We start from the raw sequence: 20169 nt of genomic DNA on the forward strand, positions 1-20169 counted from the left end.
TTATCAGTGTAATTTCGGGAAATGCCCGTCTTTGAGGAAGGACAGGATGCCACGGCGGGCAGCCGGATTATTCATGATAAAGGCATGGGCGGCCGGGACGGTCATGTGATCGGCCATGCCGGGCAGTTTTGTGCTTTCGACCGTAACCAGACCGTCATTGGGTCCGACAGATGCCGGACCGAACATCGACATCACCGCGCTGGTTCCTGCGATCACGCCCAATTCAAAATCAACCGGATGATCGCCATAGGGTGCGCGGGATTCCGTCGTCAACTCCTGTCCAGCCGGGCCGAAGAAGGCTTTGTAGAACCAGATGTCTTTCAAAAGATCGGCCACCTCGCTGCCTTTATTCGGCGGCCCCATCATCACCACGCGGCCCAGATTGGGCGGACGGTGCCGTTCGATATAGGCGCGGGCAACCAACCCACCCATGGAATGGGTGACGAAATGAATTTGATCAAACGCATTAAACGCATCGTGGTGGACCAGTTTTTTATGAATTTCCCCCGTTAACCGATCAATCGTCTTGTCGGTGGATGGATAAGACAGATTCAAAACGGCATAGCCGGAATCTTCCATAAATTCGGCCAGCCCCGACATGATAATACGGGGCTGGGCGATGCCATGCATCAGGACGACGAGTTGTTTTTCAGTATTGACGGTCATTTTTTCTGCGGTTCGGTGATGTCCAAAACGCGATGGTCGCCCGTTGCGGGATCAAATACAACAATACGGTGGTTGTTGGTGTCGGCAATCCACAATTTCCCGTCAATCGCTGCAACATCGCCCGGTTCGTTCAGGGGCAGGCCCTTCAAATCCATCGTCGTCAGCTGACCGTTTTGCAGATCATAGGTGCGCAGAGTGTTGTTATAAGTGTCGGCCAGAACAATCTGATTGTTCAGTGTTGTTAAACCCTGTGCGTGTTGCAGGCGGGCATCCGGATACATCCCATCAACCAAGCCAAAATCAAACAGCCCGGTTCCAACCAGTGTTTGGACATTGTTATTTTCCACCCGACGCAGGGCCGAACTTTCCGCGTCAACGAAATACAGGGCAGAGCCAATGTTTTTCAATCCGCTCGGTTGTGCCAGGGTGGCCTCCAAAGCCGGGCCGTCGCCGACGGCTTCGGCGCCGCTGCCCACCATGACCTGCATTGTGCGGGCGGTGGGGGCATAGCGCCAAAGTTGATGTACGCCGGCCATGGCAATGGCCACCGAGCCATCGGGCAGGGCTTCGACATCCCATGGCGAGGCCAGTTCGGTTGTCATCGCTTTCTGTGCCTTGAATGGTGGGGCAAATGTGCGCTTGCCGTTACCGGACAATGTCATGACCGATCCGCTATCCAGATTGGCGACACGCAACATATGGTTATCGGTATCAGCGATATACAAATTGCGGCCAATTAAAACCATGCCACGCGGATGGTTGAATTTAGCCATCACGAATGATCCATCCTGATGGCCGAGTTCGCCAGACCCGATGGTCATTTTAACGGCCCCCGTGCGATCCAGGACCAGAATGCGGTTGTGCCCGGAATCGGCAACAAAAATGAAGTCGCCTGCATCTTCAATCCGGGCCGGGAAAGACAGAGTGGATGTTTTTGTACGGGCCGGAACCAATGTGGAAATATCTGTAAAGGGTGGTGTGATGCTGGCTGTAGTGGCGGATATTGCGGCGTCAATCGCCGTGCGGTGGCCTTCACCAGACCAGCGGGCGGCTTCGCGCCCGTCCGGACCAATCAAAACCTGTGTCGGCCATGCGCGGACGCCAAAACTTTTCCAAATGGCGTAATCGGAATCATTGATCACGGGATGGTTGAGGCCAAAGCGTTGTGCGGCGGCCAGAATGCGTTCGTTGCCTTTTTCGCCTTCGAATTTGGCCGAATGGACACCGATGACCAAAAGTTTTTCACCATATTTGCGTTCCAGAAAATCGAGATCGGGAACAATCTGCATGCAGTTGATGCAGCCATAGGTCCAGAAGTCGAGCAGGACGGCGCGGCCCTGTAAATCCTGCATCGTGACGGGGCGTGTGATGTTCAGCCATCCGCCCGCGCCGCCGGGCAGCAGGCGGTCATAGGTGGTGTCCTGTGCTTGCGCCGGAATGAGGGTGATGATTGATAAAAAGAGGGCAAGCAGGATCGTGCGCATTCTTCGCTCCATTGTAAAATAAACCTCAAATAAAACTCTATTGTGTCATTCCTGCGAAAGCGGGAATCCAGAGGGCCGGGACAGTATGACCCTCATGGCTCTGGATCCCGGGTCAAGCCCGGGATGACAGTGTGTTTTACGCAGCCTGACGCTGCTGCTGGGCCAGCCATTGATCCAGATCGCGCAGGGCGCGAGAGGTCAGAGCCCGTTTTTTATCTCCTCCACGCACCGGACGGCCACGGCCATCAGTTTCTTCCGCCGGGGGAAACAGGCCGAAATTCACGTTCATTGGCTGGAATGTTTCGGCATTCGCGCCGCCGGTGATGTGGCTGAGGATTGCGCCCATTGCCGTTGTTTGTGGCGGAGCGATCAGCGATTGGCCCAGCCGTTCGGCGGCGGCGAAGCGCCCGGCCATAATGCCGACGGATGCGCTTTCCACATATCCCTCACACCCCGTGATTTGCCCGGCGAAGCGCAAGCGCGGCATGGCCTTCATCCGCAATTGCCCGTCCAGCAATTTGGGTGAATTGATGAATGTGTTCCGGTGCAATCCGCCAAGGCGGGCGAACACGGCATCTTCCAATCCCGGAATCATTTTCAATACGCGCGTTTGTTCGGCGTATTTCATTTTGGTTTGGAACCCGACCATATTGTACAGCGTGCCGAGCGCGTTATCCTGCCGCAGCTGAACAACGGCGTAGGGGCGTTCATTCGTGTGCGGGTTGGTCAGGCCGACGGGTTTCATCGGGCCAAAACGCAATGTTTCCGGTCCGCGCGATGCCATCACTTCGATCGGCATGCATCCTTCGAAATAGGGCGTGTTGGCTTCCCATTCCTTGAATTCTGTTTTTTCGGATGTCAGCAACGCATCAATGAACGCGTAATACTGATCCTTGTTCATGGCGCAGTTGATATAGTCCTTGCCCGTACCTGCCGGGCCTTCTTTATCATAGCGGGATTGGAACCACGCCGCGTCCATGTTGATGCTGTCTTTATAGACGATCGGTGCAATGGCATCGAAGAACGCCAGTTCATTTTCACCGCCCAGATTTTTAATCGCATCGGCCAGAGCGGGGGAGGTCAAGGGGCCGGTGGCAATAATAACGCTGTCCCAGTCTTCCGGGGGCAGGCCAGCCACTTCGCCACGTTCAATGGTGACCAGCGGATGATCGTGCAGGGCCTTGGTCACGGAATCCGAAAATGCGTCGCGGTCAACGGCCAGCGCACCGCCCGCAGGCACGGCGTGTTTGTCGCCCATCTGCATGATCAGCGAATTGCATTTGCGCATTTCCGCGTGCAGCAAGCCAACGGCGTTTTGTTCCGCATCATCCGACCGGAACGAGTTGGAGCAGACAAGTTCCGCCAATCCTTCGGTCTTGTGTGCGTCGGTGGGGCGCACCGGGCGCATTTCGTGGAGAATGACGGGCACGCCAGCCTGCGCGATTTGCCATGTGGCTTCGCTTCCGGCCAGACCGCCGCCAATAACATGAATGGGTTTTACGGTCATTGGTCTGATTACGAATCTTTGTACAGGTCGATGTTTTTGGAATAGTAGCTGCCCGAACGGTAGAAACCGTTGCGTTGATATAGACGTTCAGCATCTTCGGCGCCGATATCGGTATCCAGTTCCAGCAATTTGCAACCTTCTTCCATCGCGCGGCTTTCGGCGAATTTGATCAGTTGCGCGCCGTAACCCTGGCCACGGTGGCTGGCTTCGACCACAACGTGTTCGATATAGGTGACAAAACCATCATGAATGTTGTGGTTCGGCATAATGCCGATCACGCCGACAACTTCGCCGCCGATTTGCGCCACGAACATCCGGTATCCGGTCGCACGGGCGACGAACACGCGGCGGGCATAGGTTTGCATATCCAGATGCGGGAACAGTTGATGAATGATGGGATAGGCGCGGTGGTAATCGGCATCCGAACGGGCTTCGCGCACAACCATGCGCGGGTTTTTCCCGTTTGCCTTTTTCTTCGCGGCTTTGGCCGCCGCGTTGCGTTGGGCGGACGTTGTTTTCTTCGCCGGGGTTAAAGGCTGTTTGCCTTTGCGTGTCAGCGTAGAGGCCTTTGCCTTTTTCGTATCTTTTTTGGGGGCGGCCTTTTTGGTTGTTGTTGCTTTCTTAGCGGGGGCGGCTTTGCGCGTTGTCGTTTTTTTCGACATGGGACACCGTTTCTTTTCTTGCGTCATCAATGATGTGAATGATGGCCGCAACCTTAGCACAGCAGTGCAATTGCGGCAATATTGTCATAATAACACAGTTTAGGGCATTCAGGCGGCAATGCTGGTTTTCTGCGGGGTTAACGCCCGCTTCATCATGCGGTCCCATACCATTTTGCGTGATAATTCGCCCTTGATCAGTGTGTCGATAATTTTCCACCGCCGGTTAAAGGACGGGTTGGCATGGTTGTACAAGGTGCGGCTGAGCGTCGTTGCGCCGTGTTCCAGATGCGGGCTGCATAGGATCGCATGCCCCTTGCCCACGCCGCATTCGATAATCGCGGCGGGGCTTCCGGGCAGGGATGTATAGCGCGCCAGAATTTTTGTGCCCGGCTCATCATCGGCGCCGATAAAAACCGGGCCGCCATTGTAGTGCACGGTCGCGGGCATCGGGCCCATATCGTCAAGCCATTCAATCTGCGCGGCATGGTTCCATGATTTTGTGACGTCGCGATCTTCGATAAAATCCATCACCGGGCCAACGGCCGTGCCGGGGAAGAAATTGAGTTCGCGCAGGCCGATGATGGCTTGGTCTTCGACCCCCTCGGCCCATTTGATGTCGCGGCTGGCGTAATACGCACCGGCGCATAGGCCGAGATAGGCACCGCCGTCCTCGACATAATGGCGGATGATTTTATTGCCCGCGCCATTCAATTTTTCACAATTATAAAGGTCTGCCCCGCCCGGCATGATGAACAGATTAACGGACTTGTTCAAAATGCCCGTGTGCAAATCCCCGGCGTCACACGTTGTCACAGCGAACGGACCATAGGCATCGCGCAAGGCACGGTGCAATTGCGCATTGTTGTGAACGTAATCTTCGTACACCAGAATACGGGGCGTTGCGGTCATGGTTTTCCTCCGGGAAGGCTGGATTTTTGCAGGTTTTTAGGCGAATGCGCAATCCTGTAAAGGGTGGTTTTTGCCCTTATTCGCTAAATTCCGCCAGATCCGGCACGCGTGAGAAGGCGATTTTCGTGCCGACAAATCCGGCCTGTGTTTTCGGGGATACGCCCAGCCGCAGCGATTCTGCACCGTACTTCGTGTTGATCTTGTCCATCACGGCGGACAGGGCGTCATCCTTCGCCGTTTGTTTGCGCACGGTCGCGGACGCGGTGTCAAATAGATCGTCAGTGATTTCGCCATCGCGGCACAGTTTATAAAGCGACACCGAAACTTTGCGCATCTGCATTGCGCGTGTTTCATCCATCATAGCATCCCACATTTCATCAAGGGCGCGCAGGAAGGAGAAATTGTCCTGCGCAGGAGGCAGGCGAGCCTCTGCCGCCCACCGTGTTTCCATCCGTGTGGCGGGATCAATGATGCGGGTGGAGAAATTTAATCGTGCGGCGAAGAATCCCTCGCGGCGCAACCGCGTGGCGGCCTTGATCAGCAATCGGCGCGCCACTTCGCGCGCGGCATCGGGACGGCGCAGGGCGGGGTCCAGAATACGGCTGTGGCCAAAGATGGATCGATCCGTTTCCGTGTCGGGTACATCATAACCACGCAGATTGTACCAGAACCTTTCGCCCGCAACGCTGCCCCAGACGCGGCGGGCGTGTTTGGGTGATATGTTCCACAGGCCTTCAACGCTTGTAATACCGGATTTTTTTAACCGTTCATTCATGGCGACATTGATGCCGGGCAGATCGGTCAGTTTCAGGGCGAAAAGTTTTTCGGCCATCGTTGCGGGGTCCAGAATGACAAAACCATCCGGTTTTTTCATGTCGGTTGCGACCTTGGCCAGAAAACTGTTCGGGGCCACGCCGATGGAACATTTGATCTGTGTGCCGACATTGTCGCGCAATCCGGCTTTGATCCGTTGCGCCAGCGCGGTTACGGATTCCGCATTGCGCTTGTTCGGGGGCAGGCGGCTGGATAATTCATCAATCGACCAGATTTTATTGATTGGGGTGTGGCGGATGACTTCATCCAGAATCTTATTGTGATAAATCACATATTGATCGTGCCGCGCGGGAACGCAGACCAATTTGGGACACATACGTTTGGCGTCACGAATGATGGTTCCCGTTTTGACGCCATACAATTTGGCTTCGTACGATGCGGCGATGGCACAGGTGTGATCTGTCATCATCGGCACCACGGCCACGGGCCGCCCGCGCAGGTGCGGGTTCAGTTCTTGCTCAATGGTGGCGAAGTAGCTGTTCAGGTCCAGGAACAGCCATTGCAAACCGGATTGTTCGGGTGGGGTGAAGTTCATGATGGCACACACGCATAATTTAGGATTATATACCTGTATTATAGGGGTAAATAAGAACAATTCAAGAACAAAATATAAAATAAAGCTGTCATCCCGGAAAAGGCGCCCGCCTTTATCCGGGATTTTTGCCGTGATGGTCCCTCAATGGCACAAACCCCGGATAATCCCTGTCGGGATTTCCGGGGTGACGGTTTGAAGTTGGGTGGGAGAGTGCTAAACAAAGAACCATGAATTACCGCCATATCTACCACGCCGGAAACTTTGCAGACGTTATCAAGCACATCGTGCTGATGCGGGTGCTGGATTATCTGAAACAAAAAGACAAAGCGTTTTTCGTTTTGGATACCCATGCGGGAATTGGCATTTACGATCTGGACGCCGATCAGGCTCGCCGTACCGCCGAGGCCGATGACGGGATTGCGCGCGTCATGGCGCATGCCGATACGGCGCCAGAGGCCGTGCGCGCCTATGTCGATCTGGTGCGCGGGTTTAACCGGGGGGATGAATGGCGGACCTATCCGGGATCGCCCGCGATTACGCACAGTTTGATCCGCGACCAAGACCGCATGGTGGTCAACGAATTGCATCCCGATGATGTTGTGACACTGGAACATCACATGGGACGTGATGATCGGGTGCGGGTGGAGCATATGGACGCGTATCAGGTGATCAAGGCTCTGTTGCCACCGCCGGAACGACGCGGCATGGTTCTGGTCGATCCGCCGTTCGAAGTGACCGATGAATTTGCCCGCATGACCAAGGCCCTGATCGATGCCCATAAACGCTGGGCCACCGGGGTCTATGCGTTTTGGTACCCGATTAAGGACCCGCGCGTGATTGCCCGGTGGCACAATGATCTGGCCGATACAGGGATTCCCAAAATTATGGCTGTGGATTTCATGATCCGCCCGGCCAGCGACGTCACCCGCCTGAACGGCAGCGGTTTGGTTCTGGTGAATGCGCCATGGACGTTGGAATCGGAATTGAATACAATCTTGCCGTGGCTGGTTTCCACCCTGACCAAGGGTGCGGGATCGTTCACCATCACACATCTGACGGGGGAATAATCATGACGGATCAAACGCAAGGCCAGGCGCAGGAGATGTCGGACAGCCGATTCCACATGTGGCGCGCTATTTTCGCCATGGCCCATGCCGATTCCGTTGTAACGAACGAAGAACGTGCGTTCATGTATAAGATTTTGACGGAAGAACCGCTCTCCGCCATTCAGCGCGCGCAGTTGGAGCGCGATATTTCCGCGCCGCAATCCATTCCGGATATGTTTGCCAAAATTACCGACCCCGATGATCGGAGCCAGTTTTTCTATTTTGCCCGTATGCTGGTCTGGACCGATGGTGACTTTGGCGCGCAGGAACAAAAAATCCTGCTGGAGCTAAACAAAGCCCACGTGAAAATGACGGATATGGATTCCTTTACCGGGGATATGGCCTTTGAACTGGATGAAGAAGATAAAATGAACATCCTGTTCGACCATACGGCCGTGGAAGAGGGGGCGCAAGGCGGATTGCTCGGCGCGTTTTATCGCCGCTTCAGGAAGAAATAATCTGTTGTTACCCCTATCCCGTCATCCCGGAAAACGCGTCAGCGTTTATCCGGGATTTTTGCCGCAGTGGTTCAATTGAGAGCTCAGCGGCATGAGCCCCGGACAAGGGCGTTGCCCTTTCCGGGGTGACGGTTTTTTGGGGGGTGTTTAGGGGAACGCCCTAACACCGTCATGCCGTGTATAGGCAATATTGGCGGGTGGTTCGTTGAGTGGGTTGCCGGGATAGGCCGATCCATCAAACTTCAGTGCGACTTGCCGGGCCGGTTCCCATGATTGTCCGCGCACCTCAATCACAATATCGCGCCAACCATTATTCCGTGTTTCCGCAACCAGAACAGGTCCGCGAATGGGCATAATGTTGCTGATCGGGGTGAAGGATTCATTGTCCGCTTTCATCACAATCATGCTGCACCCCGAGATGCTGCACCAATAATTGTGCGGCCCCTTCATCATCACTAGCGCATCGCGTCGCCCGTCATTGTCCAAATCGACGCGCAGGAAATCATATTGGCTGAAGGCCGGGCCGCGCCCGGATTTGATCATGCTGGCGATGGATTGTTCCAACGCCTTGTCGCTGGGGTCTTTGGGGGCCAGAAAATCCGGCATCGGTGTCAGTGGGCCGTCTGGAATGACGGCCATTTCGGGCGAAGACCCGCATCCCGCCAGAGACAAGGCCAAAGTTGTGACGATGACGGGAATAAAGGAACGCAAATGCACAGACCTTGCGAAAAGAGCGGAAGGGGAGATGTATCCCCGCCGCCCCGAATCTGATCACCGGGGACAAGCGGGGTTTGATTGCGGTGATTGTCCAAGGCCACGTCCGATTTGGCAAGGATTTGCCCCGGAAACGCGCCATTGGGATGTGGACAAATATGGATTATCGCGGGCTTGGCGGGGGTGAAGGTTGGGCGTTCGCCTTTTGGGCCTCCTCATCCTCCAGCTTTTTCCAATCCGGTTTCCCAACAACGGTTTTCGGGAGCTCCTCGGTCCGCGTTTCGAAAGAACGCGGAATCTCCAAGGCGTGCAATTTATCGGCCAGGAAAGTGCGCCATTGCTCGGCGGTGGGTTTATCGGTTGCATCGTCCTTATACCGGATAAATGCCTTGACGGATTCCTTTACCGTTCCCTTGTTCACGCCAATCACAACACATTCAGCAACGGATGGATGCGCATAAAGCGCTTGTTCCACCATGTTTGGATAAACCTTGAATCCGTTGATGGCCAGCATGCGTTTGAGGCGGTCCGTGATAAACACATAACCGTGATCATCGATATGGCCGATGTCGCCAGTGCGGAAAAATCCGTCCCGCGTCATTGTTTTTCGCGTTTCGTCCGGTTTGTTCCAGTACCCGCGCATAACCTGTGGCCCGCGAATGCAAATTTCCCCCGTGGTCCCGTTGGGCAGTGATATATCCGGGTTTTCAGGATCGACGATTTTAATTTCCGTCCGCGGCATGGGTTGACCGACGCTGGCCGGATGGTTTTCCCCGCAGGGCGGGTGGCTTGTGGCCACAGGGCTGGTTTCGGACAGCCCATATCCCTGATATACGCCGCAACCGGTGGCTTTTTCAAAGGCGGCCTTAACATCGGGTGGCAAAGCGGCACCACCGGAAATCACGGCCCGGATGCTTTTCAGGTTGTAGTGTTCCAGATCCTGATGCGCGACGATGCCCTGTAACATGCGGGGCACGGCGGGGAATACAGTGGGGCGATGTTTGTGAATGGCCTCCAGCGTGGCCGTCATATCGCGTGGGTTGGGCAGGATGATAATTTCCGATCCTGTCGCCATGGCATTGATCAATCCGACAGTCAGACCAAAAATATGAAAGAACGGAATGCTGACCAGGAATTTTTCACGTCCCATTTGGATCAGGGCCGGGTCATGGTCGCGGTCCGGCCGCGCGCCAAACATCTCTTCGATCTGTTTGACGTTCGCGGCAATGTTGAAGTGGGAGAGCATCGCGCCCTTTGGTGTCCCTGTGGTCCCGCCCGTATATTGCAACAGGGCGACATCGTTCGGATGAATATTTACCGGGAATGGTTTGACGCCGTATAAACCCAGATCGCTGAACGTGCGGATGGCGGTGCTGCTGCGGTCGGGGCTGAATACGTCTTTGCTTTTAAAAAGTCGAAACAAGATGGATTTAAAGGTCGGCAACATATCAGCCATGGGGCAGACGATGAGTTTTTTCAAAGATCCATCTTTGACCAAATCCGGTGCGCTGTTCTTGGCGTCGCCATATTGTTTTAAATCCAGCGCCACCATGACTTCGGTGCCGCTGTCCGCGATTTGTTTGCGCAATTCATCGGCGGTGTAGAGGGGGCTGAAATTGACGATGGTGGCGCCCAGTTTCAACGCCGCAAACATCATCACCGGGTAGAAAGGTGTGTTCGGCATGTATAATCCGACACGCGTGCATTTGCGAACACCTTGCTGCTGCAAGCCCGCCGCAGTGCGGTCAACCATCTGGCCGAATTCGCGGTAGGTGATATGCCGGCCCATAAAGTTGATAAAGGGGCGGTCGGGGTAACGGTGCAGGGCCCGGTTCAGCGCGTCCACCAATGTGATGCGGGGGATGGCCATGTCCCATTGTGCGCCCGGCGCATAATATTCGGCTGGCGGAGCAATGCTCCGCGTGGTGCGAGAATTCTTCCCTGTCATAACGATCCCTGTCTGTTCGGTCCGCTCTTTTAAGGCCAGGCGGTATGGAATCTGCATAACAGTCTGTTTTTATACTGTAAACCCACACGCAATGTTGCGGGTGCACAGTGTAAAGAGGCGCAACGTCTTAATAACCCGCCGCATGCGGGCGTGTCATATAGGCCTGAAACGCCCGAATGCTGTCATTAAAGAGAGTGAGCAACCTGTGGATAACGTCAATCGGTGGTGTGATGCCGCCACGGGCCAGGTCGGATTGTTCGTCCAAAAGCTGGCGGCAATACTGGGCCAGGCGGCTCAGGCCGAAATTGCCGGCAACGCCAGTCATGGAGTGTAAATCTCCCCGAGGAATTGACCCCGATTCTTCCAGTGTCGTCAGGATGCGTTCGGCATCCATGATGAAATCATGGAAGAGCTTCAGGAGCTGGTCGTCGCCAATATAGCTCGAAAATTGTTCAACCTGTTCCGTGTTGAGAAGGGGAACGGGAAGTAAATCATTTGCGATGACCGGTGGCGTGACAAACGGATCATCCGCGCCTAATCCCAGAACGGAGTCGATCGTTTTATAAAGTTTCAGGGCGTCCACGGGCTTAACCAGACATTCATCCATCCCGGCTTCCAGGCAGGCTTTCATCTCGTCGGGCAGGGCGTGCGCGGTTAAGGCGACGATGGGCAAGTCGATAGCGGATAGTCCCAACTCTTCGCGAATAACGGTTGTGGCTTCAATCCCGCTCATTCCGGGCATTTGAATATCCATCAGAACCATATCGTACTGTTTTGACTTGACGGCTTCGACCGCGGCATAACCGTTGTCGACAATGTCAAAACTGTATCCGCCTTTTCGCAACTGGGCGGACACCAGGGCTTGGTTCATTGGGATGTCTTCGGCAATCAAAATGTGGGCTTTTTCAGTCTGTTGCGTCATCGCCTGCTCGGCATCCAGAGTGTTACTGGCGGGAATAATTCCATCGGCAACCAATGTGGGCAGTGTGACTGTGAATGTCGTCCCTCTGCCATGTTCGCTGTTCACTGTGATTTTTCCATCCATCTGGGTCATCAGGTTGAGCGCAATGCTCAGTCCCAATCCCGTTCCACCAAAATTGCGTGTGATGGATGTGTCGGCCTGTTCGAAAGCCTCAAAAATGATTTTTAACTTATCTTCGGCAATACCAATTCCCGTATCGGTGACGGAAATGGTCAGCGTTTCATTTTGCTCGTCAATCGGGCTGGAGTGTAAGGACAGCCGGACCGATCCGGATTGCGTAAATTTCAGGGCGTTGGACAACAGGTTCATCACAACCTGACGCAGGCGCAATTCGTCATTGACGATATATTCGGGAACATTCGGTCCGATCACCATGTGCAGTTCCAGGTTTTTTCGGTCTGCATCCGGTTGCACCAGATCGATACAGCTTTCCATCAAGCTGCGAATGTTAAATGTATGTTTGACGATCTTCATTTTTCCGGCCTCGATTTTTGAAAAATCGAGAATGTCATCAACCAGCAGAATCATGGATGACACTGCGGAGTGGATTTGTTTCAGGTAATAATCCTGCGTTTCATCCAGTTTTGTTTTTCGCAAAAGTTCGCTGAAACCGAAGACGCCGTTGATAGGGGTCCGTATTTCATGGCTCATCTTCGCCAGAAACAGTGATTTGGCTTTTGTCGCTTCCTCGGCGCGCTTTTCGCTGGCCGCCAGATCGTCAACAAGCTCGTGGCGCCGCAAATCCTGCAACATGATCAGGCCAAAGACAAATGTCCAGAAAGCCGTGGTCATGTACAGGGCCTGAATAACGCCGGACGATACAATTTCCTTTACCGAAAAGGGCATCAGGAAGAAGACCGACAACGTTATAATGGGTGAGATAATCGAAAACAGCAGGATGTTCAAAACACCAATACGTTGATTGTTCTGGTCCAGCCACGCGCGATAAGCCAACCCGCAACCAACGGAAATCCACATGCCCATGATCGCCGTGGGAACACCAAGCCCGCCGAAATACGCACGGGTGGCCGATGTAATCAGCGCGGCAATTGCCGCCGGGATGGGGCCGACAAAGAACGCACAAATGGCCAGAATGGCATTGCGGGCATCCAGAACAACCTCGCTGGAATAACGCACGGCCATGGCAATCATCAGTGAAGCTAGGCATCCGAAAACGATGCCGACAATGATTTTGCGGCGCGCCGTGTTCTGTGATCGCGACCAATCTTCGGCCAAGCCGAACAAAGCAAAAATCCCAACCGTGATCAGGAAATGTTCGGCGATGGTCTGCAGCGATGTAACGCTGTCTGTGGGGAAAAGAATGGTTTTATGGTGCATCTAAATACGTTGGCTCTATGTCTTGGGCTGAAAATCAGGGCATATTAACCGCCTTTCAGGTCAGGGCGAGTCTTTATTTTCCATTTTCCCGGCTTTTTCCAGTGGCTGGACAGGCGCGCTTTCTGGCTCTAAAGAATCTAAAGTCTATAAAAACAGGGAGTTATATTATGTCCTCTCACACACAGGACCCTATTGTTATCGTTGGCATGGCCCGCACCCCGATGGGTGGGTTTCAGGGCGATTTCGCCAATCTGACCGCCCCGGAATTGGGCGCGGCCGCCATTCGTGCGGCATTGCAACGATCCGGCGTGGCAGGGGTGGATGAGGTCATCATGGGCAATGTCCTGTCCGCCGGGCAGGGACAAGCCCCGGCGCGGCAAGCATCGATCGGTGCAGGCATTCCCAATTCCGTGGGCTGTACCACCATCAATAAAATGTGTGGATCGGGGTTGAAGGCTGTCATGCTGGCGCATGATTTGATCACAGCCGGAACCAATGACGTGATGATCGCGGGGGGCATGGAAAGCATGACCAATGCGCCATACCTGTTGCCCAAGGCGCGTGGCGGGTACCGCATGGGGCATGGTCAGGTGATTGACCATATGTTTTTGGACGGTCTGGAAGATGCGTATGACCGTGGCAAGTTGATGGGTGTTTTCGCGGAGTTGTGCGCCGGTGAATATAAATTCACGCGTGAAGCCCAGGATGCCTTTGCCATTGAATCGCTGGCCCGTGCGCAAAAAGCCGATTTCACGGCGGAGATTGTTCCCGTGACGGTCAAGGTTGGCAAAGAAGAAAAAATTATCTCCATCGACGAACAGCCGGGCAAAGCCCGCCCGGATAAAATTCCGGGACTGAAGCCTGCGTTTAAACCGGATGGCACGGTCACGGCGGCGAATGCAAGCTCGATTTCCGATGGTGCGGCGGCGCTTGTATTGATGCGCCGAAGTGCGGCGGAGAAAGGTGGTCATAAAATTCTGGCCACGATCGCCGGTCATTCAACCTTTGCCCATGAACCGGCATGGTTCACCACCGCCCCCGTTGGTGCGTTGAAAAAATTGTCCGATAAAACCGGATGGGCGATGAAGGCTGTCGATCTGTTTGAAATCAACGAGGCCTTTGCCGTCGTGACCATGGCCGCAATGAAGGACCTGGATCTGCCGCATGACAAGGTGAACGTCCATGGCGGGGCCTGTGCCCTTGGTCACCCGATTGGGGCATCCGGCGCGCGCGTGTTGGTGACGTTGATTGCGGCGCTGGAAAAATACGACCTGAAACGCGGTATGGCGACATTGTGCATCGGTGGCGGTGAAGCCGTGGCTGTGGCTGTAGAGCGCTGAACGAAAAGAGAAAATTTTAAGGGTGTTCGGGCTGGCTATTCGCCTTACCCTTAATCAGGACGCTTAAAAACAAGCAAAGGAGGTTCTCCATGCTTCAATATGCTGTCCTTTTTCTGATTCTGGCGCTGATCGCGGGCTTCTTTGGATTTAGTGGTGTCGCAACCGTGTCGGTGGGGTTTGCAAAAATCCTGTTCTTGCTCTTTGTTGTGCTGTTTATCGCATCAGCTGTGTTCGGTTTTATTCGCCGCCCGCATGCCTGAGGTGGATAACCACAATTTTTTGCACGACAGCATGGGATGACGCTTTCGTACCGGGCTCCCAGCCTGTACGATTGCGCCCATGTTGACCGAAGAGCAAAAATCTATCCGTGATATGGTGCGGGATCTGGCCCGGGACAAAATTGCCCCGGGTGCACGCATGCGTGATCAATTCGCCATGTTTCCCCGTGAACAATTAGACGCCATGGCCGAACTCGGCCTGCTGGGTATGCTGATCCCCGATGAATGGGGTGGTGCGGATGCGGGCGTTTTGAATTTCTGTCTGGCGATTGAGGAAATTGCCGCCGCCGATGGGGCGTTGTCTACCATTGTGTCTGTGCATTCGTCACCGTCTTCCACCTGTATCCTGAAATACGGCAACGATGCACAGAAAGAACGGTTTTTAAAACCGCTGGCACAAGGGCAGTGGATTGGTGGGTTTGCCCTGACCGAGCCTGGTGCGGGCTCGGATGCGTCCGCCATGGCCACGCGCGCGTACCGTGATGGTGATGATTATATTATCAATGGCGCGAAACAATTTATTACATCGGGTAAAAATGGCGATGTGATTATCGTTTTTGCTGTGACGGACCCCGATGCCGGGAAAAAGGGCATGTCCGCCTTTATCGTGCCCACGGACACACCGGGCTATAATGTCACGCGGATCGAAGAAAAAATGGGGCAACATGCATCCGATACCTGTGCATTGAATTTCGATGATATGCGCATTTCTTCCGCCAACCGTCTGGGTGAAGAAGGGCAAGGCTACGCGATTGCGCTGGCCAATCTGGAAGGCGGGCGTCTGGGTATTGCCTCCCAATCTCTCGGCATGGCGCGGGCGGCGTATGAATCGGCACTGTTCTATGCAAAGGATCGCAAAAGCTTTGGCAAGTCCCTGATGGATCATCAGGCGGTGGCCTTCAAACTGGCCGACATGGCGACGCAGATCGAGGCCGCGCGATTGATGATTCATAACGCTGCGCGGATGAAAGACGCGGGATTGCCCTGCACGCGCGAAGCTTGCATGGCGAAATTATTCGCATCCGAAATGGCGGAAAAGGTCGTTCATGATGCCATTCAAATCCATGGTGGTTATGGTTATCTGGCCGATTTTCCGGTGGAACGTATTTACCGCGATGTGCGTGTAACCACAATTTACGAAGGAACCAGCGATATTCAACGCATGGTGATTGCCCGCGAAATCGCGAAGGAGAGCGTATAATGGATATTCAAAATCAAACCGTCATAATTACCGGCGGCGGGTCCGGCATGGGCGCAGAAACGGCCCGATATTTTGCCAGGGCCGGGGCCAAAGTGGTGTTGTGGGACATGAATTTTCCCGCCGCAGAGGCCGTGGCGAAAGAGATTGGCGGCGTGGCCGTGCAATGTGATGTCACCAATGAAGACAGTGTGAAGGCCGCGATTGAAAAATCCGGTTCGCCCCGTATCCTGATTAATTGTGCGGGTATTTTGCTGGGCAAACGGATTGTCGGGCGCGATGGTCCTGCGGACCTGGATCATTTTATGAAGGTGATCAACGTCAATCTGGTCGGCACCTATAACACCATGCGTTTGGTTGCGGGGGTGATGACGGGGCTGGATCCGGTGAATGATGATGGCGAACGCGGCGTGATTATCAACGCCGCATCCATCGCCGCTTTCGAAGGCCAGATGGGGCAGGTGGCGTATAGCGCGTCCAAGGGCGGAATCGTTGGTATGACACTGCCCGCCGCACGCGATCTGGGCAAACTGGGTGTGCGCGTCATGGCGATTGCGCCGGGCGCGGTGCAAACCCCGATGATCGACACGATATCGCAGGAGTTACAGGATTCCATCGCCGCGAATATCCCGTTCCCATCCCGTATGGCGAAACCGGATGAATTTGCGAAGCTGGCATTGCATATCGTGGATAACGCCTATCTGAACGGATCGGTGATCCGGCTGGACGGGGCGTCACGGTTGGCGGCGAAATAGAATAAAAAACCCGGCGCATTGGCCGGGTTTTTTGTTTTTATTGTCTGTCTTTTTACTGCGGGCCGTTCATGTCGTTGCGGGGCGCTTCGCGTTTTTTCTTATAGCTTATATGTGCCAGCGCACCGGCTCCGACCAGAGCGGCGAAAAGTCCGACCACTCCACAGATGCGAGTCACAGCCAAGGCCATGCCTTGTCCGGCTTTTTGTCTTTCCCATGTATCCTGGGCGCATTTCGTCAATAATGGATCTTGCGGATCAACCCAGATTTTCACAGGGGCTTCTACCGTTTCCTTGTCAGTGTAATACCATTCCAATTGCCGTTCGGCTTCGCGCGAAACACAACGTTTTTGATAGTGCGCCCGAATGTCGTCCTGCGTCATGCCTTTCAATCGGTCATGTTCATCTGAAAGCGTATTGTGTGCACTGATAAGTCCCGACCCGGCAATACCCAAGGCTGTCAGCATAAGAGCGCCAGCAACGAGATTGAAGGCCATTTTGATTTTTGAATTGGGTGTATGTGTCATTTGATACTTTTTTGAATAAAGAGTTTCGGAATGAAAATTTACGATGGTTTTGGTTCTTTCTTTTTACCGCCACCAAGTGCCAGATAACCCATCATGCCGCTCAAGACCAGGCATGAGAGGCCGGCAAAAATATTAAAATGGTTGGCGGATTTTGCGACCGCAATGATAGCCTCATGCGTTTTTTGGGGGCATGATTGTACCGATTTTGAATTGGGGTCTGCGGTAATTGTAATCGTGTGTGGCCCATTGGCCGTAATTGTTTTTACGGATGTTTCAAACGCCTTTCTGGCATCGCGTTGAAGGCACAGATCGGCGTAATGGGCCTGGATCGCTTCATCGGACAGATTTTTCCTTTTGTCCAGGGCTTCTTCGCCCATTTTAACGGCAATTGGCGTTGTTGCGCTTGCGATCAAAAAGCTCACACTCAATACACCCATGATATAGCGGCTGGGCTTGCTTAAATCGTTCGACATTTTAAATTCCTCTTTAAAAAATTACGGCTTGGGCGCATTCAAACGGCGGGAACGCCAAACCAATCCGCCAACGGCATACAGGCTGACCATGCCTCCAAACAGAACGCCGGATTTATTGATGCTCAGCGCGGTCGCGGCAGATTTCATGGCCTGAGTGTGTTCAGATTCGGCGCAATCTTTAACCGCAGTGGAGTTGGGATGAACGGGAACGGTGAAATGTTCATCACGGTTCTGGTCACCCGCGTCCAACGTATAGGCCTGTTCCCAAACGACATTAAACGCATTGCGGCGTACGCACAGGTCTTTATATGTTTCATGCGCCTGTTCGGTCGTCATGGACTTCATCTTTCCATGTGTTTCGTTGCGCTCGCCAATCATGGCGCCGTTATAGGCGGCAACCGCTGCGCCAAAAACCAGGGCCAAGCCCAAGGCCTTGTTGCTGCGCAAATACCAGGGGAGTTTGGGTGTTGTGCTTGTCATGGTAAACCATCCCATTTTTAATAATTTTGCGGGAGAATAGGCCTCCTTTCATAATCTGTCAAAAAGTGAGGGCTGGGGGCATTTTGGGCTGGCGTTTGGTTTTAAAACACCTATTCTTTCAATGAATTAGCCGTAAGTGTAGGAGCTTTGCCATGACCCCGTCCCAAGCCTTTAAATCCGCCATTGTCGCCGAAAAGCCGTTGCAAATTGTTGGTGCGATCAACGCGTATTCTGCTCTGTTGGCACGCGAAGCGGGGTTTAAGGCGATCTATCTCTCCGGCGCGGGCGTGGCGAATGCGTCGTTCGGTTTGCCCGATCTGGCGGTCACGACATTGAATGATGTGGTGGAGGATGCGCGGCGGATTACAGGGCGCGTCGATCTGCCCTTGCTGGTCGATATTGATACAGGGTGGGGTGGAGCGTTTAACATTGCGCGGACCGTGCGTGAATTTGAACGCGCTGGCGTGGCCTGCGTGCATATCGAGGATCAGGTCGCGCAAAAACGGTGCGGCCACCGCCCGGGCAAGGAATTGGTCGATAAATTCGAAATGGGTGACCGGGTGAAGGCCGCCGTGGATGCGCGGTCTGACCTCCTGATCATGGCGCGCACCGATGCGCTGGCTGGTGAAGGACTGGACGGTGTGATTGAACGTTGCGTTCATTACGTTGAATGCGGGGCCGATATGATTTTTGCCGAGGCGATGACCGATTTATCGCACTACAAGAAAATCAAAGATGCGGTGAAGGTTCCGGTTCTGGCCAACCTGACCGAATTTGGCAAGACGGACTATTACACAACAACGCAAATGGCCGATGCGGGCGTGGATATGACGCTGTATCCGCTCAGCGCCTTCCGTGCCATGTCGCGTGCGGCGGAAATGGTTTATGCCACCATTCGTAAAGACGGGACGCAGAAGGACGCTGTTCCATCCATGCAAACGCGTGAAGAATTGTACAAAGTTTTGGATTATTACGCCTATGAACAAAAACTGGACGCCTTGTTCGGAAAAAAATAAATGAAACAGATTATTTGGGCTGTTTTGTTGAGTGTTGGTTTTTCGGGGGCGGCCCATGCCGCAACCTGTATGACCGGGGACCCGTTTCCGTTCAAAACCCAATATGCGTTGGATGAATGCCCGGCGGATATTCAGGCCTTGCTCAACCGCATGAATGCCTGCGCCCATTTTGCCGGGGAAGAGGCATATGACGCCGACCGTAAGGCGCAGATCGATGCTGCGATGACCGAAAACCAATGTGAAAAATTGGGATGTGATTTCCAAAAGGTTTTTGAAACGCACGAAGGCGATATCGTCTATACCGGAATCCTGTTCGAATATGCCCGCGTGGTGTATGGCAGTGATGAGGCTGTTCCGGAATGCACGGATGAAGTGAAGTAAAGAAAAACCCCGGTTTGACCGGGGTTTTTTTATTACGGCTGTGGGGCGGTGGCGTGTTCGGCCTTGATACGGATTTTGGCCACATTCAGTGCTATGCGCGCATCAATCAGAGCTTCGTGGATGGCTTGGCGCGTTTCGTATGGCGCAGGTTGAGGGGATGCGTTGCATGCGGCATTTGTTTTGGTAAAAACGTCCAGATAATCCTCAGCCTGTTTCAGCAATTTTAAATTTTCCGGCGTGGTTTCAAACGGCTGTTCCAGCCAGCGCGTAATCGCATTCGTCATGCGGATCGTCGTATAAGCGGAACAGGGATAAACGACCACGGCTGCGGGCCCGTTTTCCATTTCGGATGGTACGGCATATTCCACAATGCCCGTTGCTGAGTTGATGGACAGCTGTCCCAAGGCCAGCCCGTCTGTATTGAACGTATGGGCCTGAGGTGGAATCGGGACTGTTTCCAGTTGCGGTGCCGGAGTCCATGCGGCACAGCCGGAAAAGATCAGGGACAGGCTCAAAAGGGCGGTTTTGTTTTTCATGGTTTTAAGGAACTCTCACACTGTTCGGTTTAGGGGACCATAGTTA

21 protein-coding genes are annotated in these 20169 nt (G+C 53.9%); 8 read left to right on the top strand and 13 right to left on the bottom strand.

Annotated elements, in window-relative coordinates; all coding sequences use genetic code 11:
• Positions 1-3: 3 nt before the first annotated feature.
• From MICA_RS03940 to MICA_RS03965, 6 genes are all read right to left on the bottom strand, one after another.
• Positions 4-666: a lipase family protein gene (locus MICA_RS03940; RefSeq protein WP_014102401.1), complete on the bottom strand. Its 663-nt coding sequence runs from the start codon at positions 664-666 to the stop codon at positions 4-6.
• The gene (locus MICA_RS03945) at positions 663-2150 is read right to left on the bottom strand and encodes a thioredoxin-like domain-containing protein (protein ID WP_014102402.1); all 1488 of its coding nucleotides are present in this window, start codon (positions 2148-2150) and stop codon (positions 663-665) included. Before MICA_RS03945 ends, MICA_RS03940 begins: the two co-directional genes overlap by 4 nt.
• A 136-nt stretch (positions 2151-2286) precedes the next feature.
• Positions 2287-3657 (bottom strand): methylenetetrahydrofolate--tRNA-(uracil(54)-C(5))-methyltransferase (FADH(2)-oxidizing) TrmFO, encoded by a 1371-nt coding sequence (gene trmFO, locus MICA_RS03950; RefSeq protein ID WP_014102403.1) that lies wholly within the window; start codon positions 3655-3657, stop codon positions 2287-2289.
• Between the two features lie 8 nt (positions 3658-3665).
• Positions 3666-4319 carry a GNAT family N-acetyltransferase gene (locus tag MICA_RS03955; protein WP_014102404.1) on the bottom strand — a complete coding sequence of 218 codons (654 nt, stop codon included), beginning with the start codon at positions 4317-4319 and terminating at the stop codon, positions 3666-3668.
• A gap of 108 nt (positions 4320-4427) precedes the next feature.
• A complete protein-coding gene (locus tag MICA_RS03960; RefSeq protein ID WP_014102406.1) occupies positions 4428-5228 on the bottom strand; it encodes a BPL-N domain-containing protein in 801 nt (266 codons plus the stop codon).
• Positions 5229-5304: 76 nt separating this feature from the next.
• Positions 5305-6597 carry a Y-family DNA polymerase gene (locus MICA_RS03965; RefSeq protein ID WP_014102407.1) on the bottom strand — a complete coding sequence of 431 codons (1293 nt, stop codon included), beginning with the start codon at positions 6595-6597 and terminating at the stop codon, positions 5305-5307.
• Between the two features lie 227 nt (positions 6598-6824).
• On the opposite strand from MICA_RS03965, the gene MICA_RS03970 reads away from it, so the two are divergent.
• A complete protein-coding gene (locus tag MICA_RS03970; protein ID WP_014102409.1) occupies positions 6825-7664 on the top strand; it encodes a 23S rRNA (adenine(2030)-N(6))-methyltransferase RlmJ in 840 nt (279 codons plus the stop codon).
• A gap of 2 nt (positions 7665-7666) precedes the next feature.
• Positions 7667-8161, top strand: coding sequence for a tellurite resistance TerB family protein (locus tag MICA_RS03975; RefSeq protein ID WP_014102410.1), 495 nt, complete (start codon positions 7667-7669; stop codon positions 8159-8161).
• 147 nt (positions 8162-8308) lie between these two features.
• Here MICA_RS03975 and MICA_RS03980 read toward each other — a convergent pair whose 3' ends face one another.
• From MICA_RS03980 to MICA_RS03990, 3 genes are all read right to left on the bottom strand, one after another.
• Complete coding sequence (locus tag MICA_RS03980) at positions 8309-8878, bottom strand: lipoprotein (RefSeq protein ID WP_014102411.1); 570 nt, start codon at positions 8876-8878, stop codon at positions 8309-8311.
• 160 nt (positions 8879-9038) lie between these two features.
• A complete protein-coding gene (locus tag MICA_RS03985) occupies positions 9039-10823 on the bottom strand; it encodes an AMP-binding protein (protein WP_236619962.1) in 1785 nt (594 codons plus the stop codon).
• Positions 10824-10950: 127 nt separating this feature from the next.
• A complete protein-coding gene (locus MICA_RS03990) occupies positions 10951-13143 on the bottom strand; it encodes an ATP-binding protein (RefSeq protein ID WP_014102413.1) in 2193 nt (730 codons plus the stop codon).
• 167 nt (positions 13144-13310) lie between these two features.
• On the opposite strand from MICA_RS03990, the gene MICA_RS03995 reads away from it, so the two are divergent.
• From MICA_RS03995 to MICA_RS04010, 4 genes are all read left to right on the top strand, one after another.
• Complete coding sequence (locus MICA_RS03995; RefSeq protein WP_014102414.1) at positions 13311-14483, top strand: acetyl-CoA C-acyltransferase; 1173 nt, start codon at positions 13311-13313, stop codon at positions 14481-14483.
• An 89-nt stretch (positions 14484-14572) separates the two neighbouring features.
• Entirely contained in the window at positions 14573-14743 is a 171-nt protein-coding gene (locus MICA_RS12020; RefSeq protein WP_014102415.1) for a DUF1328 domain-containing protein, read from the top strand.
• Between the two features lie 79 nt (positions 14744-14822).
• Complete coding sequence (locus MICA_RS04005; protein WP_014102416.1) at positions 14823-15962, top strand: acyl-CoA dehydrogenase family protein; 1140 nt, start codon at positions 14823-14825, stop codon at positions 15960-15962.
• Complete coding sequence (locus MICA_RS04010; RefSeq protein ID WP_014102417.1) at positions 15962-16714, top strand: SDR family NAD(P)-dependent oxidoreductase; 753 nt, start codon at positions 15962-15964, stop codon at positions 16712-16714. The genes MICA_RS04005 and MICA_RS04010 overlap by 1 nt, the downstream gene beginning before the upstream one ends.
• 52 nt (positions 16715-16766) lie before the next feature.
• Here the strand turns inward: MICA_RS04010 and MICA_RS04015 are convergent, their stop codons facing one another.
• The 3 genes from MICA_RS04015 to MICA_RS04025 all read right to left on the bottom strand — a co-directional run bounded on the left by MICA_RS04015 (position 16767) and on the right by MICA_RS04025 (position 18190).
• A complete protein-coding gene (locus MICA_RS04015; protein WP_014102418.1) occupies positions 16767-17177 on the bottom strand; it encodes a hypothetical protein in 411 nt (136 codons plus the stop codon).
• Positions 17178-17275: 98 nt separating this feature from the next.
• Positions 17276-17710, bottom strand: coding sequence for a hypothetical protein (locus MICA_RS04020; RefSeq protein WP_014102419.1), 435 nt, complete (start codon positions 17708-17710; stop codon positions 17276-17278).
• Positions 17711-17731: 21 nt separating this feature from the next.
• Complete coding sequence (locus MICA_RS04025; protein ID WP_148260418.1) at positions 17732-18190, bottom strand: hypothetical protein; 459 nt, start codon at positions 18188-18190, stop codon at positions 17732-17734.
• A 152-nt stretch (positions 18191-18342) separates the two neighbouring features.
• Here MICA_RS04025 and prpB point away from each other — a divergent pair, with 152 nt between their 5' ends.
• Complete coding sequence (prpB, locus tag MICA_RS04030) at positions 18343-19206, top strand: methylisocitrate lyase (protein WP_014102421.1); 864 nt, start codon at positions 18343-18345, stop codon at positions 19204-19206.
• Positions 19207-19587: a hypothetical protein gene (locus tag MICA_RS04035; protein WP_014102422.1), complete on the top strand. Its 381-nt coding sequence runs from the start codon at positions 19207-19209 to the stop codon at positions 19585-19587.
• Between the two features lie 32 nt (positions 19588-19619).
• Here MICA_RS04035 and MICA_RS04040 read toward each other — a convergent pair whose 3' ends face one another.
• Positions 19620-20123, bottom strand: a complete 504-nt coding sequence (locus MICA_RS04040; protein ID WP_014102423.1) for a hypothetical protein — start codon at positions 20121-20123, stop codon at positions 19620-19622.
• Positions 20124-20169: the final 46 nt, after the last annotated feature.

It is taken from the genome of Micavibrio aeruginosavorus ARL-13 (assembly GCF_000226315.1).
In the GTDB taxonomy this organism is placed as follows: Bacteria; Pseudomonadota; Alphaproteobacteria; order Micavibrionales; family Micavibrionaceae; genus Micavibrio; species Micavibrio aeruginosavorus_B.

Excerpts from the sequence above, each read along its gene's own strand:
- MICA_RS03995 (WP_014102414.1), top strand. The coding sequence starts at position 13,311 with ATGTCCTCTCACACACAGGACCCTATTGTTATCGTTGGCATGGCCCGC.
- MICA_RS04010 (WP_014102417.1), top strand. The coding sequence starts at position 15,962 with ATGGATATTCAAAATCAAACCGTCATAATTACCGGCGGCGGGTCCGGC.
- prpB (WP_014102421.1), top strand. The coding sequence starts at position 18,343 with ATGACCCCGTCCCAAGCCTTTAAATCCGCCATTGTCGCCGAAAAGCCG.
- trmFO (WP_014102403.1), bottom strand. The coding sequence starts at position 3,657 with ATGACCGTAAAACCCATTCATGTTATTGGCGGCGGTCTGGCCGGAAGC.
- MICA_RS04020 (WP_014102419.1), bottom strand. The coding sequence starts at position 17,710 with ATGTCGAACGATTTAAGCAAGCCCAGCCGCTATATCATGGGTGTATTG.
- MICA_RS03945 (WP_014102402.1), bottom strand. The coding sequence starts at position 2,150 with ATGCGCACGATCCTGCTTGCCCTCTTTTTATCAATCATCACCCTCATT.
- MICA_RS03970 (WP_014102409.1), top strand. The coding sequence starts at position 6,825 with ATGAATTACCGCCATATCTACCACGCCGGAAACTTTGCAGACGTTATC.
- MICA_RS03985 (WP_236619962.1), bottom strand. The coding sequence starts at position 10,823 with ATGACAGGGAAGAATTCTCGCACCACGCGGAGCATTGCTCCGCCAGCC.
- MICA_RS03960 (WP_014102406.1), bottom strand. The coding sequence starts at position 5,228 with ATGACCGCAACGCCCCGTATTCTGGTGTACGAAGATTACGTTCACAAC.
- MICA_RS03955 (WP_014102404.1), bottom strand. The coding sequence starts at position 4,319 with ATGTCGAAAAAAACGACAACGCGCAAAGCCGCCCCCGCTAAGAAAGCA.
- MICA_RS03940 (WP_014102401.1), bottom strand. The coding sequence starts at position 666 with ATGACCGTCAATACTGAAAAACAACTCGTCGTCCTGATGCATGGCATC.
- MICA_RS04035 (WP_014102422.1), top strand. The coding sequence starts at position 19,207 with ATGAAACAGATTATTTGGGCTGTTTTGTTGAGTGTTGGTTTTTCGGGG.
- MICA_RS12020 (WP_014102415.1), top strand. The coding sequence starts at position 14,573 with ATGCTTCAATATGCTGTCCTTTTTCTGATTCTGGCGCTGATCGCGGGC.
- MICA_RS04040 (WP_014102423.1), bottom strand. The coding sequence starts at position 20,123 with ATGAAAAACAAAACCGCCCTTTTGAGCCTGTCCCTGATCTTTTCCGGC.
- MICA_RS04005 (WP_014102416.1), top strand. The coding sequence starts at position 14,823 with ATGTTGACCGAAGAGCAAAAATCTATCCGTGATATGGTGCGGGATCTG.
- MICA_RS03965 (WP_014102407.1), bottom strand. The coding sequence starts at position 6,597 with ATGAACTTCACCCCACCCGAACAATCCGGTTTGCAATGGCTGTTCCTG.
- MICA_RS03990 (WP_014102413.1), bottom strand. The coding sequence starts at position 13,143 with ATGCACCATAAAACCATTCTTTTCCCCACAGACAGCGTTACATCGCTG.
- MICA_RS04015 (WP_014102418.1), bottom strand. The coding sequence starts at position 17,177 with ATGCTGACAGCCTTGGGTATTGCCGGGTCGGGACTTATCAGTGCACAC.
- MICA_RS03975 (WP_014102410.1), top strand. The coding sequence starts at position 7,667 with ATGACGGATCAAACGCAAGGCCAGGCGCAGGAGATGTCGGACAGCCGA.
- MICA_RS04025 (WP_148260418.1), bottom strand. The coding sequence starts at position 18,190 with ATGACAAGCACAACACCCAAACTCCCCTGGTATTTGCGCAGCAACAAG.